This is a genomic window from Glutamicibacter sp. (genome assembly GCF_035257265.1).
In the GTDB taxonomy this organism is placed as follows: domain Bacteria; phylum Actinomycetota; class Actinomycetes; order Actinomycetales; family Micrococcaceae; genus Glutamicibacter.
In genome coordinates, this window is record NZ_DATEXC010000016.1 from 95305 (window position 1) to 108352 (window position 13048).

Sequence of the window (13048 nt, forward strand, 5' to 3'; positions counted from 1 at the left end):
TGGTCTCCGAGGGGTCCCATAACATTTGCGCAATAGCAGATCAGCAGATCGAAGAGCTCGCCCCTAGCCTGAGTTCTTATTGCTGCGTTCCATCTCCGCGTAGTCCTCCAATAGCTGTAAGGCACGCTCGCCGGCCTTCCCTTCCTGCGTCAGGGCGCTGCGCATATTTTCCACCACGCTTTCTCCCTGCGGGAACGGCGGAAGCAATGGAATATCCGGGTCGGTATGCATCTCCAGCAGCATCGGCCGGTCCGCGTTCAGCGCCTGCTCCCACGCATCGGCAATCTCGTCGGGGTGAGAAATGCTGCGTGCCGCAAGACCGAGCATCTGCGCGTATTCGGCGAAAGGAAAGCACGGCAGGTCTTGGCTCGGCGAGAAACGTGGTTCACCTTCGGTCTCACGTTGTTCCCAGGAGACTTCGGCCAAGTCGCGGTTATTAAACACGCAGATAATAAATCGCGGGTCTTCCCACTCTTTCCACAGCTCGGAAAGCGTCACCAGCTCGGCATTGCCACTCATCTGCATGGCCCCATCCCCGGAGAGCACAATCGTCGGACGTTTCGGATCGCGCAGCTTAGCTGCCAGCCCATAGGGGACCGAGGCGCCCATACTTGCCAGGGTGCTGCATAAGTGAGCGGGCACTCCTGCTGGCAGCCGCAACTGCCGGGCATACCAGTACACGCAGCTTCCAACATCCACCGCCACTTGGGCGTTAGCTGGGATCAGCGCAGATAGCTCATGCACCACCCGCTCCGGGTTCATAGGCCGCGCCGGTGTCATCGCTCGCCGCACCATTACGGAACGCCATTCAGCCACCGCACTGCGCACAAAATCCCTCCAGGGTTTGCGCCGCTCTGAGGCTGGGGGCAAGAGCTCCTCCAAAGCACGCAGGGTATGGGCGGCATCTCCGAGCAGGGCCACATCCACCGGGTAGCGGTTGCCTGGCCGTTGCGCATTCACGTCAACCTGTATAGCTTTCGCCCGTCCCTGAGGCGGATAAAACTCGGTCCACGGATCGTTGGATCCCACGATCAACAATAAGTCGCACGAGTTCAGCAGCTTGGCGCTCGCCGTACTGCCCAGATGACCCATGACCCCGGCTGCCTGCGGCCACGACTGATCAATGTAGGGCTTACCCAGCAAGCTGGTCACGATGCCCGCGTCTAGCAGCTGCGCGACGGCGTGCACCTCATCGGCCGCAGTGCGTGCCCCCTGGCCTACGAGCAGCACAATTTTTTCGGCTTCCTCGATCAGCTTCACCGCCTGGTGCAGTTCTGGCGTGCGCGGAACTACCAAGGGTGCTTGCCACACTGCCGAGGAAGGGATTTGGCCATGCGTGGTGCTTGGCTGCACTGCGTCGGCTTGCTGGATATCGTGAGGGACTATTACCACCGCAGGGCCCGAGGAGGCCAAGGCGCTGCGGATCGCCTGGTCGACCACGTGGCGCAGCTGTTCAGGTGCAATCACTTCCTCGCAATATACGGCGACGTCCTTGAACAACGCCTCCAAGTTTAATTCCTGCTGATACCCACTGCCCAAGGCGGTGGTGTTCTGCTGCCCCACAATTGCCAGCACCGGCATGGAGTCAAATTTGGCATCATAGAGTCCGTTGAGCAGGTGTACGGCACCCGGACCTTGAGTCGCAAGCATCACGCCCAAATCCACGCCCGCGTGATGCTCCTCGGGTCCCTTGATGGCGTACTGGCCGAGCCCAAATTTAGAATGGGCTACGGCCATGAACGCGGCATTTTCCTCGTGTCTGGCTTGAACAAAACGCAGACCCGAATCGCTGCGCCGCAGGGCGCCGAGTATCGGATTGATCCCATCGCCGCTGTAGCCGAAGAGCCGGGTGATGCCCCAGGTATGCAAGCGTGCAATGAGTTCATCTGCCACTGACTGAGTGCTCATGGATCGGTACTCCTGATAATTGCCTCGTTGTTCATGGGTCACTCTTGGCTTAGTGTCCGGGGTGCTCGTCCTGCGGTTCCTGGGCAGGGGTCTGCGGGAAGCTCTCGCGTAGCGCCTGGTCAATGTCGGCGGGGGACTCGGTGGCTACAGCCAGCGGATCAGTGGCGTTTTGATCTTCGGCCATTGCCTCGTCACTGCGCAACGGATCCGACGTGTCTAAGGTTTGGGGATCATCGGATGAACCTTCGCTGACAGGTTGTCCATCACGCCCGTCCAGAGGTTCATCTTCTAGACCTTCTTGGTTCACTGCTTGGAATTCTGCTTCGTTGAACGACATGTCTACTCCTTACAAAGTTCGTGGTGACCGGAGATAACCCGGGTTGCTGGCCAATGTACTAGGTACGGTTGCCCTGCGACATAGCCTTGATCAAACTTTCAGTATCAACCGCAGGCTGGCGATGCAGCGTCTCCATTTGCTGCAACGTGGTCTTTTCAAAGTCCGGATCTCCAGAAGCGACCGCCGCCTTGGCCACCGCTACCCGGTAGTTTGCGGCAAAAGCATCCGCCGCGGTGGCCGCCACACAGGAATCTGAGGCCACCCCTGCCAGAATCAGTGCGCGGATCCTGTGGAAGTGCAGCAGCCCGTCCAGGCCTGTTTGCCAAAAAGCACTATCGCGATGCTTGATGACTTGTACGGATCGGGACAGATCCAATTCGTTGAGGTTCCGCGCTTGCTCGGTTCCCTCGAAGAGGAATCCTTGGTCATCTTCCAGCATGCTCAGTGTCCACGTTGATTTATCGCGCTGGTGAATGGTGCAGACATTTACTATCAGCAGATCATGTTTCCGGGCTTCATTCAGAAGCATGCTGCATTGCTCGGTCACCGCCCCGCGCTGCTGTGCCAGCGCGGGGGTTTCGAAAAAAGCATTTTGCATGTCAATTATGACCAGCGCAGGGCGTGAGAATAATTCGGGCTTCCAGCTGCGCATCAGCAGTGCCGATTCTCAGGTGCAAGTACGGCGGGGGACAGGGAACTACCTGTCCCGGCCCTCGGTGAATGTGCGCTGGTCGTATTCACTAGACACCAGCATCGCTGCCACCGCGTGGGTGGTCCAGCTTGCTAGGGCCCTTGATCATTCTGAACAGACCCCAGATGGCCATGAGCGCGCCCCATGCCACCCCAATCCACATGGGAGAAATCGATTTGTCGGCATTCTGCGGAATCAGCAGGAAAGCTAAGAAGAATGCAAGAATGATCAAGCCGCCAATGAGCAGTCCCAATCCCAAGTGCTTTTTGCGTGCAGCCTTGTCAGGTTGTTGCGACATCATTTTTTACTCCTTCGCGCCGGCTAGCCGGCATCAAATCGATTCGGATCATCGGATTCTTCCGTAGCTTTGTTCTCGTCTTGCTCCGGGTCGGAAATCGGTCCCCGGCGCACCACATCGTGTTCGTCCGGTTCCTCGGTCAGCGGGTCAGTTTTCTCAGAATTCTCGTGTCCGGTCATCGTAAATACCTCATTTCAGGCGATCAACTGTTTCGGAGCATGTCTATCAGGGCGCTCTTGCGCTTGTCCGAGTAGTTTTCCACTCCAAATTCCTTGGCACGCTTCTTGAGTTCCGCCACGGTCCAGTCCTCGTAACTCCCGGACTCACCTCCGCGTTCGCCAACTTTGTCGCGGCCGTCGCGCGCCGCCGCATTAGCTATCCGAGCGGACTTCTGTTTGGAATTTCCCTCCTCGCGGAGCTCGTCATAGAGTTCTTCATCCTTGATTCGGCTTGAGCCTTTTTTCTCTGCCATTTCTTCTCACCTCTCGCCTGGCGGTGATCGACTGGAAGAACCTACCAGGTACCGCACACGTTAGGCTCCAGTCACAGCCTTAGCTAGTGCCGGTGCTTTTCTTTATGGTAAATCTCAGAAACTTGGCCGCCTTGGGCCATGTGTCTAGCACAGATCCTCGCTGCAGGAGGGGAATAGTCGAAAATTCCAGCTAATTACGGGAGATTTCCGGGCTGCTGGATCTTGAGTGATGCCCGGGTAACTGACATTCTGAGCCTATGGATAAAGAGCAGCCTTGCCTTTATCACTCGCCAAACGCCTTGGCTGCGGGCCAACTGAAGGGGGAAGGGCATGAGTACCTTCGGTATCGAAGAAGAATTCTTCATGATCGATGCGGAAACCGGGCTTCCGGCTGAACCGGATCCTAACCCGTTCAAAGAACTGCTCGATGCCCAGCGACGTGGACAGGTACAACACGAGTTGCTCGCTTGCCAGCTGGAGTACGCTAGCGCCATTTGTGACGACAGGAATCAGGCGTTGACGGAATTGCGAGGTTTCCGTACCGCGTTGGCGCACCAAGCCGAAGCATCCTCAATGATTGTCGCCGGACTCGGTGCAGCACCAATGATTGCGCAGAAAACCCCGACGGTGACAGACAACGCGCGATACCGCGGTATCCATGCGTGGCTTCCGGGAATCACCTCTGAGCACTACATGTGCGGTCTGCATATTCATGTGTCAATTCCTGACCGTGACGCCGGGGTCAGGGCTTTAAACTTCCTGCGGCCGTGGTTGCCGTTATTCTGTGCGCTCGGAGCCAACTCACCCTTGTGGCATGGAGCGGACAGCGGATTCTCTTCATGGCGCACCATCCACTACCGCAAATGGTCTGTTCAGGGGATCCCTCCACATTTCAGTGACGCTTCGGACTATGAGAGCCGATTAAGGGTGCTGATCGATACGGACGCAGTCCCGGACCAAGGACATATCGGATGGGCCGTGCGGCTTTCGGAAACCCATCCAACCATTGAACTGCGCGTCGCCGACTCGCAGTTGCGAGCCCAAGACTCAGTCCTGCTTGCGGTGCTCGCTAGAGCCGTGGTGGATACGGCACTGAGCTCCGGGGCAACATCCTATGAATATCTCCCTGAACGACTGGACATCGCATTCTGGCAGGCTGCCAAGCATGGACTCACCGGAAACCAGATCAACCCCGGTGATGGAAGCACTATCACTAGTAAGGATTTAATGGGCCGCTTGCTGCGTCTGATCGAACCAGCACTGCGGGCCAGCGGGGATTATGATTTCGCCGTGCATTCCTTGCGCAACATTTTAGAAATGGGAAATGGTGCGGTACGTCAAAGAGCGGCGTTTGAACGCGGATCAATCAGCCATGTATTAGCCAATGCACATAGCGAAATGCGTATGTAGTGCGTAGCAGGTCAGGCGAACCGAGCAACATAAAGTACGTGGGACCAGTTCATTGTGAACTGGTCCCACGTACTGTTCTCGGGTTAGCGATTAGGGTTTGCGTGTCTCGGCACTGATGAACCAGGCTTGCTGTTCAAGAGCCGCAATGTAGCCATGCAGAATGTCCGCAGTGGTTGGGTCTGCCTCGTCAACCGGGTCATGAACTTCACGCATCACGCCAACGGTAGCTTCCAAGGCTTTGACCACCATATCCACGGCGTTGGTGGTCAAGATTTCGCCGTTGGTGGGCTGCTCAAGTGTGGTGTACTTGGTGATGGTGGCAGCCATGCCGTCAGGAGTCGCGTGCAAGGCACGCATGCGCTCGGCGATTTCATCCGAACCCCGGCGAGCAATGTCCACAATCTCATCGAGATTCTGATGCAGGTCGCGGAAGTTAGGGCCAACGACGTTCCAGTGGATCTGTTTGCCGACTAGCTGCAAATCCAGTAGCTGGATGAGCACCGTTTGCAGTGAGTCTCGCAAAACTTCAGGGGCGATAAATCCACCCTCTACGTGCTCTTTGCGGGTCTTGCCTGCTGGAGTCTTTTTTGTGTTCGACATATTATTCTCCTTTGCGGTGAAGTTGAGCCGTACAGTGGTGAGCTTGCGGGCTCACCGACTAATATCGACGCTACTATTTTTGGCTGCCGAGGGGAAATGGATCAAAGGATTCTCACGTCGCTCCAAGGTTCTACAGAAGATTCCTGATAACTCTGACTATTTATTTGCAAGGGGAGCTTGCATGCTCTTCGGACCGTGCGTTGCTAAATGAAGAGTGTTCATCCCAGGAAAAGTAAGGGGTATGAATCAGCCAGAAATCGGTCTGGAATCTCGCTGCTCCGGCGCAGTGCCATCTCGAGTCAGAAACAAGCCAAATGCCATCATGCCTGCGCCAAGAAATAGATGAAGCCAATTATCCGCATCGTTGAGCGGGATGAAATTGGCGGCACCGTCAAAGTCAATGATTAGCCCGTAGATCCAGAGCAATAGATAAATGAATCCGCCACCAGCGAGGTAGCTCTTGGCTGCCGGGATGCTCCGTGCCATGACCAATCCCGCGATACCGAACAGCAGATGCACCGCGTTGTGCAGATAGGAAACCTGGAAAATTCCCAGCAGTTTTGCTTCGGAATGGTGTCCGGCGCCCGACAAGGAATCATAGTTCGTAGTAACGCCCGGGATGAACCCGAGAATTCCGACGATGAGGAAAACAACACCAATCAGCAAGGAGGCTTTCTCCACGGCAGACCGGATATCCGAAGGTGTTCGTCTGACATTCATGAGGTCATTCCTTTGTTCTTATTCAAAGACAGGGTGGGCCACGTTCATAGGTCAGTTGTTGACGTAGACCGCGTGAAAGATACGTTAGAGACAAGGAAGGCGCCGTGGAAGCCGAGTCTGGAGTACACAGGAAACTTTTAGGATCCGCAATATGCCGGTATGCAATGAGTCCAGCCCCGGAACCAGCCATATCCAACAGATACCGGGACCGAGCATCAGCTCCCGGCGCTGCCGGATATAACGTTTTGTGTACTTTGAATAATTGATCTCTGACATGTTCTTTGAGGTATTTAGTTGACTTGAACATTTCTTTACTCCGGCATCCGGGATAGGTTGAAAACACACTCTGTTGCCAGTTCTGGATATCGTTCCGTGGATTCATCCGCAGAAGCAGATCTGAAAGGCAGTGCAGCGTGACTCATGGGGAGTACTCGGAAAGTTACGGACACAGTGGAGGTTGCAGAAAATGCCTGGAAGCATCGTCAAATCAAGAACTGCTCAGCGAGTCGCCGAATTGCTCGGCGCGCGAGAAGGCCGGCAACACTTGAATCAGTATGGATGGGTACAGGGAATGCCCATCGTCATGGCAACCACGGCGGAGAAACTTATCGACGTGATGGGTTTGGTTTCAATTCACGAGCGTGCGGTAATCATTGCCTTGGCTAGCGCGGAGAATCACCAAGTGCAGTTGATGCATGTCTCGATGCCAAATGCTGTACTCCGGGTGGTCGAGGCCGCGTCCGAAGAAGCAACGATTGAATCGCTCTTTGATCTGGTGGCGCGCCAGGAGCTGACCGAGTTCCGAGTGAAATATTGGGCGCACAGTGCGGTAGCTCAAGGCATCCCACCCTTTGTACCCCAGACAAACGAACCAGCATGTTCCTATGCAAATTCCTCAGGGGCCTAGAGCCGGGTAGTGAGTCTTACACATTTCTTCTCGCTTAAAATTCGCTGCACTGTGCGGCAGGAACACAACAAAATTGAGGTGTGAAAATGAGCAAAAATCATCTACAGGTGCTGGCGAAGGATCCGGGACGTTGGACGGCGTCTCTGAACGGCGAACACGTGGCCACGTGTAGCTCCCGGACCAGCGCCTATCAGCAGGCTTTGAAGAAAGCCGAAGAACTCGGAAACGCAAAAATCATCGTCCATGATGAGGACGGCGAATTGGACTACGAGGAAACTTATCCATAACAGAACGAACTGCAACTGACTCTTCATCCAGTGGCAGGGCAGTACGGCAAAGGTCCGGTACGTGCACTGAGCACGTACCGGACCTGTCGTTTCTTCAGCCGCGCTTAGCGGATAACACGGCGATTAAACCTGGCGGTTCGTCCCGTCATCCAAACCTTCGGTTTCGATTTGTTCCTTGCGCAACTGGGCGTCGACGCGTTCATCTTCGACAACGGTTTCAGTATCCAACCGGACCCGTTCTACCGGAACGGTTTCCTTGTCGACTACCGGGCGTTCGGCATGAAGCGTGACCTCTTGTTCTTCAGAGCCGAGTTCGCCTGTTTCATTTATGCCCGAAGCCTGCGCATCCGTCACCGGAACACGTTCGAGGCGGACCTCCTCATGGCTCACCGGCACGGTCGTGGTCACGTCCTCCGTCACCACATGCTTGCGTAACTTGACCTTGCCGGTCTGAACTTCTTCGGTTCCCACCCGTAGCTGTTCCTCGGAACGCGTCATCGAATCATCGTTCGCGGCATCAAAGCCAGCCGACTGAGTGGGTGCGGCTGAGTGAGCGTCGAGGCCCTGCTCGGTGCCGAAGGTGCTCTGGTCTGCGGTGTCGTAGGAACGTCCGTAGTAGCCGTAGAGCTCTTGTTCGTCGGACTGGCTCAGTTCGCCAGCAGCGTCAATGCGCGGGGCGTCTTTGACCATCTGCTTGTCGTAGGGAACGCTGAGCGTATCGCCGACCACAGAAGCGTCGGTCAGGGGGACAAAGCTTTCAGACAACCCGAAAAGTCCGGTGTGCACCGTGACCCATTCGGGTTCGCCGGTGTGGTCATCGAGAAATACCTGACCGACTTTCCCAATCTTTTCGCCGTCCGTCCCAACGACGGTTCCGCCGATCTGGCTCAATTCGTGAATCTGCTGTGTGCTGATCATGAGTTTCTCCTTCTGCTGCGTTCGTCAATGAATCATCAAATCCAAACAGGTCGCCCGGTACTTTACCCGGGCGGCTGAAGCTGCGCCTCAGTGGGGCGTGACATTGAGATAACTTTTGTTCGCACGGTCATCGTGTCCCCGTACAGAATCGAGGATGGCATAAATTTCAAGCAGGCGATGCGAGACTTGTTTCTAGGTGAAAGCAAGCTTGGTGCAGACTGTGAAAAGTGGGAATAGCCTTACATTCCCTGGCCGCAGAACTTAGTGCTAACCCGTGTGCGGGAGAGCTGGATCAATAACTGCAGTGGCAGGAAATTAGAGTCTCCGGGCTCCAAATAGAGGAGCAGACATAAGTGAGCCACCTTCAAATTCAAACGGTCTGAAAACTGAACCGGTTATTGAAGGTGGCATCATGTGCTGAAAAAGGGGTGGGTCAGCGAATACTGCTGTACCAACAGCGCTCATCTTCTGTTCGAGAGATAGCGGCTACAACTAGCGAGCCAATTCCGGGCGGTACGCGCCCACCGCAGAGGTCTGATAAGGATTGAAGAAGGGCAGAGCATGTGCCATGCGGCTGAACTTCCATTGTTTGACTCGGAACGTCAGCAGGCCCGAGAGGTCGGCGGTTTTGAACAAGTCCCAGAGACTGAAGTGCTTGGGGAGACAAGGCACAATCTGTAGCGCTCGGCTTAGATCTGAAACGTAGAGCAGGCGCAGATCGTCACTTTCTGGTTCTGCCATTGCGATCAGCGCGGGGCGCTGATGCAACGAAAGTAATCCCATGGTTGTTTCAAGTGGTTCGTGGGCTTTGCCGGTGATAATCGGCATTCCTTCGACCCACGAGTTGGAAGTCAGGAAGCTGCGTCCCTCGCGGGAGGCCAATAATGCTCTGATTTGTTCGATCAGCGACGGCTGAATATATTTCCCGGGCATTGTCAATCCTTTGAAGTGTTGAGAGAGGGAATCGTTTGATCCCTTTCGTCGCACGGAGAACGGAGAACAGGCATGTCCCTAACGAATTGGCGTGCACTTAGGTGTACAAGACATTCCGATGCAAGCAAACTCGGCTTACTTTGCACTGTACGGGTATTCCATTCCAATAGATAGCTGATTATTCCCTGCTGACACACAGGAGCCTAGTCAGCAAGCAGAATACTCTTTTTATTAATTGATAAAAATTGTTGAAAATTACCTTTCTGCTTGTTTTACCGCTCTATGGTGACAGGTTTATAACGCATCAGAGGGTGGATCCCGGAAGAATGCTGGGAAATCTACGATTCTTAAACGCCGTCGCAGAGCAGAGGGATACTCTGCCCAGAGATCATCGATCTTGACGGTGAAAAGATCCTAGAAAGGCGGACAAGCACGTGGCATCTCAGTTGATGGATTCGCCTAATCCACTGCGCATCGCGGTTCTCGCGCACCTTCACCACCCGATCCGTTCGCCCTATGCAGGCGGGATGGAAGCGCATACTGCACACCTAGTCTCACTGCTTGGCTCACGGGGTCATGAGGTTACCCTTTTCGCTAAGGAAGGTTCCGAACAACAGTCTGCGCGAACCAGGGTACAAATTCACCCGGTCTTGGCTCAATCCTTCGTGGTGAACGGATATCCAGATGAAGACCAGCGCAACGACCAGCATCAACTGCTGGATGCGGCGATGGATAGGGCAGTGCAAACCATTCGTGCCGGCGATTTTGACGTGGTGATTAATAATTCGTTGAGCCCAATTCCGCATGCTCAACTTCGCGGAATCCCGGTCCTGCATATTTTGCATACCCCGCCGCTTCCGCGGATCATCGCCCAGCTCAAAACGCAGAGTCCGGATAGCCTCCACCGCTACGCCACAGTCTCCGAGTCCAATGCTTTAGCGTGGCGTCCGTGGCTGCCGCAACTGCAGGTGGTGTCCAACGGAATCAATCTTGAATTGTGGTCGACTCTGAATACCACCAAGGTTGAATTGGGAACCGCTGCGTGGTCCGGAAGAATCACCCCGGAGAAAGGCACCCATCTGGCCATTGAGGCTGCACAGGCCAACGGGCTGCGTCTGGTCATTGCCGGTCCCATTCAAGATCAAGAGTATTTTGACAACCTCATTGCCCCAAAGCTTGGAGAACGTACCGTATATGCCGGCCACCTAGATCAAGGCGGACTAAGGGGCCTGATCGGTGCCAGTGAGGTTTTCATTTCCTCACCGCTCTGGGAGGAACCTTTTGGGCTGACAACGCTGGAAGCCATGGCTTGTGGCACCCCGGTAGCGGCGACCCCAGCAGGAGCAATGGCCGAACTGCTAGGGACTACCGGTGGCGCAATCGCCGCTGAACGCAGCGCCGTAGCCCTGGGTGTCGCTGTAGAACAGGCGCGCGGTATGCCACGGGCAGTCGTGCTGGCGCGTGCTGGCAAATTTACGCATGAAGTAATGATTCAGTCCTATGAATCCATGATGAACGAAATTTCAGACGAAGCATTTTCCACGCGGGCGCAACGATGAGTGCTCCACGGATTTCCTATTACGCACACCATATGGGTTCCGGTCATCTTCGCCACGCGCGCAGAATTCTGGACTCAGGCCTCTTCGAGTTGCAGGTGGCCAGTACCGGGGAAAGAAATGAAAATCTACTCCCTGCTCGGGCAAACTATGTTTCGCTGCCACCGGATGTCAGTGCGAGCTCCATGGCGCAACCGGTTACCGGTGGATACCTGCACTATGCGCCGGCCGGAACACACATTGTCGAAAGATTTGCGACGCTGAACCAAGCCTGGCAATGGTTTGGTCCGGATGTCGTGATGGTAGATGTCTCTGTAGAGGTGGCGCTGTTTGCCAAGCTCAGCGGGTACCGCGTTGCGCTGCGGCGTATGCCCGGCACACGCACCGATCCGGCACATGCACTGGCTTATGATATTGCTGATGCGCTGTTCGCCTATTATCCCGAACAGCTTGAGGACCCCTTGCATCTGCAGAAGTATGGCCACAAGAGCCACTATCTGGCGGTTCCCGAGCCACAGCTGAAGGCGGCCGCACAAGAGACCACGAGCACGCTGTTGACCTCTGGTTTCTCTCAGCGGCCCACAGTGGTTGTGCAGACATCACTGGGGGCTTCTATTGGTCAGGCAGCAATCATCCGTGCCGCCCGGGCGACCCCGCAGTGGACCTGGCACGTGTTGGGCAGTGTCCATGACGATGGCGGTCAACTCCCGGAAAATCTACAACTACACGCGGTGGTTCCGGACCCCGAAGCGTGGATGGCAAAGGCCACCGTGGTGATCACGTCGGCAGGACATAACGCGGTAGTGGCCGCCGCCGCGTCAGGTCGGCCAGCGCTGATCATTGCCGAGCAACGTCCCTTTAACGAACAACATTGTTTCGCTCAGATGCTCCATCAAGCCACCGGGTGCATGGTGGAGGATTCTTGGGATAGTCCCGTGGACTGGAATGCCACCTTGGAGCGCACCGCAGTCAGCGACGGCTCATTGCTGTCCACAGCATTGTTCATCACTCAAGCTGAATTCGCGTCGCGTTTGGAGCGGCTTACCGCTCAGCTGATGGGCAGTGAGCAGCGATGCTAGTAAGCGCCCGCGCTATAGGCTTCGCGCACTTCGCTCGCGGTGGGTTCGCGGATGACCTGCAGGGTGGGAAAACCAGGATCAAAATCAATCAGGCCGCGTTGTGTAAAGGCATTAAGCCAGCCTTCCATCGGCCATACACCCCACCGTGCACGGAAGATTCTGGCATTTTCCACAATGGCCGCAAAGTGGTTCAGCGGAGGCTTGCACACCCCATGATGCTGGTGAAACACCGTCGCATCGCTAAAAACCATTGGCAAGCCATGCTCGCGTGCGGTGAAAGCAAAATCTGTGTCTTCGGCTCCGTACCCGGTGTACGCGGTAGAAAATCCACCGATACGTTGGAAGTCAGCGGCACGGATGGCGAATCCCAAGGACCAGAACATCTCGTATCTGCCGCTGGGCTCGTTTTGCGCGAGTGTTTGGCGCAAATGATGGGCTACCGACAGTTCAAGAAGTGCCTGGTCTCCGGGCGTAGGCCCTTCTTCCAACGCAGCGCGCAAGTACCGGGGGCTGGCCATCACCAATCCTGCATGGTCTTTCAAGCCACGCAGCAACAAGGAAAACGCAGGATTCGACGGGATGCAGTCCACGTCCAGGAAAACAAGGTGCTCGGAACGTGCATGGTGTGCGGCGGTATTTCGTGCGCGCGCCAACTGCAGGCCACGGTCTTCGGGAGCGGACTGCAGGTGGATGATCTGCAATGGAACCTGGCAGCTTACCGGGTCCGTTTGCGGGTCATCCATGTAGACCACCACGACTTCCTGGGGCCGCCAGGAACTTGCCTGCACCCCGTCTAATAAGCGCTGAAGGTGACCGGCACGTCGATGGGCAATGACTAACACCGAAAAATCCATTGAGCTTCAACCGTTCCTTCATAACTCACACTGTGATGGCTCGACACTACCCATACACCACTCGTAAATCAGGATTTC

General features: G+C 55.6%; 16 protein-coding genes. 5 read left to right on the plus strand and 11 right to left on the minus strand.

Annotated elements, in window-relative coordinates; translation table 11 throughout:
* Window positions 1-63: 63 nt before the first annotated feature.
* The 6 genes from VJ369_RS02080 to VJ369_RS02105 all read right to left on the minus strand — a co-directional run bounded on the left by VJ369_RS02080 (window position 64) and on the right by VJ369_RS02105 (window position 3706).
* Window positions 64-1908: a thiamine pyrophosphate-requiring protein gene (locus VJ369_RS02080; RefSeq protein WP_324090490.1), complete on the minus strand. Its 1845-nt coding sequence runs from the start codon at window positions 1906-1908 to the stop codon at window positions 64-66.
* Between the two features lie 49 nt (window positions 1909-1957).
* A complete protein-coding gene (locus VJ369_RS02085) occupies window positions 1958-2245 on the minus strand; it encodes a hypothetical protein (protein ID WP_324090491.1) in 288 nt (95 codons plus the stop codon).
* 58 nt (window positions 2246-2303) lie between these two features.
* Window positions 2304-2897, minus strand: a complete 594-nt coding sequence (locus VJ369_RS02090) for a cysteine hydrolase family protein (RefSeq protein ID WP_324090492.1) — start codon at window positions 2895-2897, stop codon at window positions 2304-2306.
* A gap of 88 nt (window positions 2898-2985) precedes the next feature.
* Window positions 2986-3237: a hypothetical protein gene (locus VJ369_RS02095; protein WP_324090493.1), complete on the minus strand. Its 252-nt coding sequence runs from the start codon at window positions 3235-3237 to the stop codon at window positions 2986-2988.
* 20 nt (window positions 3238-3257) lie between these two features.
* Window positions 3258-3413, minus strand: coding sequence for a hypothetical protein (locus tag VJ369_RS02100; protein ID WP_324090494.1), 156 nt, complete (start codon window positions 3411-3413; stop codon window positions 3258-3260).
* 23 nt (window positions 3414-3436) lie between these two features.
* On the minus strand, window positions 3437-3706 hold the full coding sequence (locus VJ369_RS02105; RefSeq protein ID WP_324090495.1) for a DUF7218 family protein: 270 nt from the start codon (window positions 3704-3706) through the stop codon (window positions 3437-3439).
* Window positions 3707-4036: 330 nt separating this feature from the next.
* Here VJ369_RS02105 and VJ369_RS02110 point away from each other — a divergent pair, with 330 nt between their 5' ends.
* Window positions 4037-5116, plus strand: coding sequence for a carboxylate-amine ligase (locus VJ369_RS02110; RefSeq protein ID WP_324090496.1), 1080 nt, complete (start codon window positions 4037-4039; stop codon window positions 5114-5116).
* A gap of 90 nt (window positions 5117-5206) precedes the next feature.
* Here the strand turns inward: VJ369_RS02110 and VJ369_RS02115 are convergent, their stop codons facing one another.
* Entirely contained in the window at window positions 5207-5716 is a 510-nt protein-coding gene (locus tag VJ369_RS02115) for a DNA starvation/stationary phase protection protein (RefSeq protein ID WP_324090497.1), read from the minus strand.
* A gap of 246 nt (window positions 5717-5962) precedes the next feature.
* Window positions 5963-6436, minus strand: a complete 474-nt coding sequence (locus tag VJ369_RS02120) for a DUF4383 domain-containing protein (RefSeq protein ID WP_324090498.1) — start codon at window positions 6434-6436, stop codon at window positions 5963-5965.
* Between the two features lie 466 nt (window positions 6437-6902).
* Here VJ369_RS02120 and VJ369_RS02125 point away from each other — a divergent pair, with 466 nt between their 5' ends.
* A complete protein-coding gene (locus tag VJ369_RS02125; RefSeq protein ID WP_324090499.1) occupies window positions 6903-7343 on the plus strand; it encodes a hypothetical protein in 441 nt (146 codons plus the stop codon).
* Window positions 7344-7429: 86 nt separating this feature from the next.
* A complete protein-coding gene (locus VJ369_RS02130; RefSeq protein WP_324090500.1) occupies window positions 7430-7630 on the plus strand; it encodes a hypothetical protein in 201 nt (66 codons plus the stop codon).
* 123 nt (window positions 7631-7753) lie between these two features.
* Here the strand turns inward: VJ369_RS02130 and VJ369_RS02135 are convergent, their stop codons facing one another.
* Both VJ369_RS02135 and VJ369_RS02140 read right to left on the minus strand, forming a co-directional pair.
* Entirely contained in the window at window positions 7754-8548 is a 795-nt protein-coding gene (locus VJ369_RS02135; RefSeq protein ID WP_324090501.1) for a PRC and DUF2382 domain-containing protein, read from the minus strand.
* A gap of 492 nt (window positions 8549-9040) precedes the next feature.
* Window positions 9041-9481 carry a hypothetical protein gene (locus tag VJ369_RS02140; protein WP_324090502.1) on the minus strand — a complete coding sequence of 147 codons (441 nt, stop codon included), beginning with the start codon at window positions 9479-9481 and terminating at the stop codon, window positions 9041-9043.
* Between the two features lie 434 nt (window positions 9482-9915).
* Between VJ369_RS02140 and VJ369_RS02145 the strand changes: the two genes are divergently transcribed.
* The gene (locus VJ369_RS02145) at window positions 9916-11040 is read left to right on the plus strand and encodes a glycosyltransferase (RefSeq protein WP_324090503.1); all 1125 of its coding nucleotides are present in this window, start codon (window positions 9916-9918) and stop codon (window positions 11038-11040) included.
* Window positions 11037-12116 (plus strand): glycosyltransferase, encoded by a 1080-nt coding sequence (locus VJ369_RS02150; protein ID WP_324090504.1) that lies wholly within the window; start codon window positions 11037-11039, stop codon window positions 12114-12116. Before VJ369_RS02145 ends, VJ369_RS02150 begins: the two co-directional genes overlap by 4 nt.
* On the opposite strand, the gene VJ369_RS02155 is transcribed toward VJ369_RS02150, so the two are convergent.
* Window positions 12113-12970 (minus strand): glycosyltransferase family 2 protein, encoded by an 858-nt coding sequence (locus VJ369_RS02155; protein ID WP_324090505.1) that lies wholly within the window; start codon window positions 12968-12970, stop codon window positions 12113-12115. The two genes, VJ369_RS02150 and VJ369_RS02155, sit on opposite strands and share 4 nt — an antisense overlap.
* Window positions 12971-13048: the final 78 nt, after the last annotated feature.

Coding starts and splice junctions, on each gene's coding strand:
- VJ369_RS02080 (WP_324090490.1), bottom strand. CDS start 1,908: ATGAGCACTCAGTCAGTGGCAGATGAACTCATTGCACGCTTGCATACC.
- VJ369_RS02085 (WP_324090491.1), bottom strand. CDS start 2,245: ATGTCGTTCAACGAAGCAGAATTCCAAGCAGTGAACCAAGAAGGTCTA.
- VJ369_RS02090 (WP_324090492.1), bottom strand. CDS start 2,897: ATGCGCAGCTGGAAGCCCGAATTATTCTCACGCCCTGCGCTGGTCATA.
- VJ369_RS02095 (WP_324090493.1), bottom strand. CDS start 3,237: ATGATGTCGCAACAACCTGACAAGGCTGCACGCAAAAAGCACTTGGGA.
- VJ369_RS02100 (WP_324090494.1), bottom strand. CDS start 3,413: ATGACCGGACACGAGAATTCTGAGAAAACTGACCCGCTGACCGAGGAA.
- VJ369_RS02105 (WP_324090495.1), bottom strand. CDS start 3,706: ATGGCAGAGAAAAAAGGCTCAAGCCGAATCAAGGATGAAGAACTCTAT.
- VJ369_RS02110 (WP_324090496.1), top strand. CDS start 4,037: ATGAGTACCTTCGGTATCGAAGAAGAATTCTTCATGATCGATGCGGAA.
- VJ369_RS02115 (WP_324090497.1), bottom strand. CDS start 5,716: ATGTCGAACACAAAAAAGACTCCAGCAGGCAAGACCCGCAAAGAGCAC.
- VJ369_RS02120 (WP_324090498.1), bottom strand. CDS start 6,436: ATGAATGTCAGACGAACACCTTCGGATATCCGGTCTGCCGTGGAGAAA.
- VJ369_RS02125 (WP_324090499.1), top strand. CDS start 6,903: ATGCCTGGAAGCATCGTCAAATCAAGAACTGCTCAGCGAGTCGCCGAA.
- VJ369_RS02130 (WP_324090500.1), top strand. CDS start 7,430: ATGAGCAAAAATCATCTACAGGTGCTGGCGAAGGATCCGGGACGTTGG.
- VJ369_RS02135 (WP_324090501.1), bottom strand. CDS start 8,548: ATGATCAGCACACAGCAGATTCACGAATTGAGCCAGATCGGCGGAACC.
- VJ369_RS02140 (WP_324090502.1), bottom strand. CDS start 9,481: ATGCCCGGGAAATATATTCAGCCGTCGCTGATCGAACAAATCAGAGCA.
- VJ369_RS02150 (WP_324090504.1), top strand. CDS start 11,037: ATGAGTGCTCCACGGATTTCCTATTACGCACACCATATGGGTTCCGGT.
- VJ369_RS02155 (WP_324090505.1), bottom strand. CDS start 12,970: ATGGATTTTTCGGTGTTAGTCATTGCCCATCGACGTGCCGGTCACCTT.